The sequence below is a fragment of the Blautia glucerasea genome (assembly GCF_013304385.1).
GTDB lineage: Bacteria > Bacillota > Clostridia > Lachnospirales > Lachnospiraceae > Blautia_A > Blautia_A ammoniilytica.
On record NZ_JAAITU010000098.1, the window covers coordinates 1 to 2,488 of the forward strand.

Here is a 2,488-nt window from a genome sequence, read left to right on the forward strand (position 1 = left end):
AAGAAGCCAAGATTGCAGCGGGTACAACCAAATATATTTTCCGTAAAGCTGTTTCAGGATTTCTTCCACAGGAAACCGATGAACGGAAGAAACTTGGCTTTCCCATTCCAATCCGTGTGTGGCTGCGGCAGAATGACTGGTATCAGATGGTAACAGATTTATTTACCTCGAAAGAAGCAGAAGAATTTTTCCATACAGAGAAACTGCTTCAGCTACTGAACGACCATAAAGATAAAAAGGCAGATAACAGCCGTAAAATCTGGACAGTTTTGGCATTCCTTATCTGGTATGATAGATTTTTTGCTACATGCTCGAAGTGAGAGAGTTGGTTATGAGACGGTAAACATGTAAATATACGAAAAATTCGTTGACAATGGTATTTAGGACTTTTATAGTAAAACCATATTTGTTTGCATTGAAACGTTCGGATATGTGTATAATACGATACATAAACCATATAAAGGATAATGAAGAAAAGTGTGGGGATAGGCATGTATAAAATCAGTAACTCATCACAGGAGATACTTGAAAAAATGCTTGGGAAAAGATACAAGGATATTGTAAATATGGATTGTGATGAAGAGATATCCTATATTCAAAAGAGAAACAACCGCAAGTTGATTTTTTCAGGTAAGGTTGATAAAAGAAAAATAGGAAGAGGAAATCCATTGCTATCTAGAAGACGCATCAAAACAATGGATAAAGTTAATGAAGAGCTAGCGAGGATAAAATAATGCCGGAAAGCAAACTTCATACAGTAGTATATCAGGTAAAATATCAGGAACAAATCAGCATGATATATGAACAATACCAAAATACGGTGAAACCATATGTAGCACAGCTTGAGGTTATGGAAAATGAATTTCCTGTAGAAATTTTAAATGAAGTCCGGTCAATTATGAGTCACACTGCAAAGTGTTACGAAACTGATGATGAAAACATTATAGAAATAAATATCAATAAAGCAAACAGTCATATGAAACGCTGTATATTAGACTGTTATAAGTATTTATGTCTTGCATACAGTGATTTTTATAAGGAATTTATACATACTTATCGTTTTACTGATTTAACAGTGATTGATAATGGAGAGTTTTGGAGTAAGCTTTGCGAAACTGTAGCCAAAGCTAAACAACAATTAATTGCGGCAAAAGAAAATATGGTTGAAGATGTTGAAGAGGCATATACGGAATTTGAAAATGCATATATTGAGTATCATAAAATACACCAGCTTATAGAGAACTCTTACGAACATCTTATAAAATTAAAACGGAAAACTTTTTGGAAGGTGGCTACGTCAATTTTGGCGTGAGTAATTCCAATTGTGCTATCAATTGTATTGTTCCTATTACAGTGAGAAAGGGCGTTATCGTGATGCGGTAATGCTTTTTATCTTTATGAGGAAAAGTTAGGAGAATTTGGTTGTGAAAAAAGAAGCAATTTATAAGTACGTAAAAGAGCAGTACGGGACAGAGCCAGAATATCTTTGGAAAAGAGATCCAAATTCTGCTGTACTCAGACACAGAAACAGGAAATGGTATGCTGTGTTTATGTGCGTAGAGGGAAAATATCTCGGATTACCAGAAAAAGGTAAAGTCGATATCATGAATGTGAAATGTGATCCCGAAATGGTTAGCCTGCTCACACAGACTTATGGTCTTTTACCTGGATATCATATGAACAAAAAGCACTGGATCAGTGTTTTACTGGATGATTCCGTGGGAGAAGCCAGGATACTTGACTTTCTGGATATGATTTATGATCTGATTGACAGTGAAAAAATGAAGAAAAGGTAGGCCGGGCAGAATAAATCTGATCTGGCCTCTCATTTTGTCTATATTTCCAATTATTCTGTCCATAGACAAAAAGAAACATGCTGGTATATACTAAAGCAGATTTACTAGAACGTAACGGCAAAAGGAGAAAAAAGGCTATGTAGCTTTCGTTTGCACTTTCAGTTATGGGATGTGAAAAACTAAAGGCGGGAACAGAGGCATTACTGGAAGCGATGAAGCAGATTCCGGAAAAAAAATCAGGAAACGGTATATTTTGAACGGAACGGATTTATGCTGGACTGCTCCAGAAATGCTGTGTTTACAGTAGAAAAAGTAAAATCTGTCATTCGGACACTTGCCAAAATGGGAATGAATGTACTGATGCTGTATACAGAAGATACCTACGAAGTACCTGGAGAACCCTATTTCGGCAGCTACCGCGGACGCTATATAAAAGCTGAAATCCAGGAGATGGATGCATACGCTTCCATGTTTGGAATCGAGCTGGTTCCCTGCATTCAGACACTGGCGCATCTGCATAATGCTCTGAAGTGGCCGGGTAAAAATAAAATTAAGGATTCCACGGATGTTCTTATTGTGGGAAAAGAAGAAACCAACCTATACATTTATTGAGAAACTCCTTCAGAGTGTAAAGGAGCTTCTTGTATAATTCAAATATAAGGAATTCCGAGAAAGAAGGTTGAGAAAAAAAT

5 protein-coding genes are annotated in these 2,488 nt (G+C 36.5%); all 5 read left to right on the plus strand.

The genetic code is table 11. The features are described 5' to 3' along the window. A partial coding sequence (locus G5B11_RS18415; protein WP_244093079.1) for an asparagine synthase-related protein occupies positions 1–320 on the plus strand: 320 nt, incomplete at its 5' end. 171 nt (positions 321–491) lie between these two features. Then, entirely contained in the window at positions 492–734 is a 243-nt protein-coding gene (locus G5B11_RS18420) for a hypothetical protein (RefSeq protein ID WP_173729300.1), read from the plus strand. Then, positions 734–1,312, plus strand: coding sequence for a hypothetical protein (locus G5B11_RS18425; RefSeq protein WP_158422879.1), 579 nt, complete (start codon positions 734–736; stop codon positions 1,310–1,312). The genes G5B11_RS18420 and G5B11_RS18425 overlap by 1 nt, the downstream gene beginning before the upstream one ends. Before the next feature lie 112 nt (positions 1,313–1,424). Further along, the gene (locus G5B11_RS18430; RefSeq protein WP_173729301.1) at positions 1,425–1,796 is read left to right on the plus strand and encodes an MmcQ/YjbR family DNA-binding protein; all 372 of its coding nucleotides are present in this window, start codon (positions 1,425–1,427) and stop codon (positions 1,794–1,796) included. A gap of 270 nt (positions 1,797–2,066) precedes the next feature. Next, on the plus strand, positions 2,067–2,408 hold the full coding sequence (locus tag G5B11_RS18435) for a family 20 glycosylhydrolase (RefSeq protein ID WP_244093080.1): 342 nt from the start codon (positions 2,067–2,069) through the stop codon (positions 2,406–2,408). The last annotated feature ends 80 nt before the right edge of the window (positions 2,409–2,488 follow it).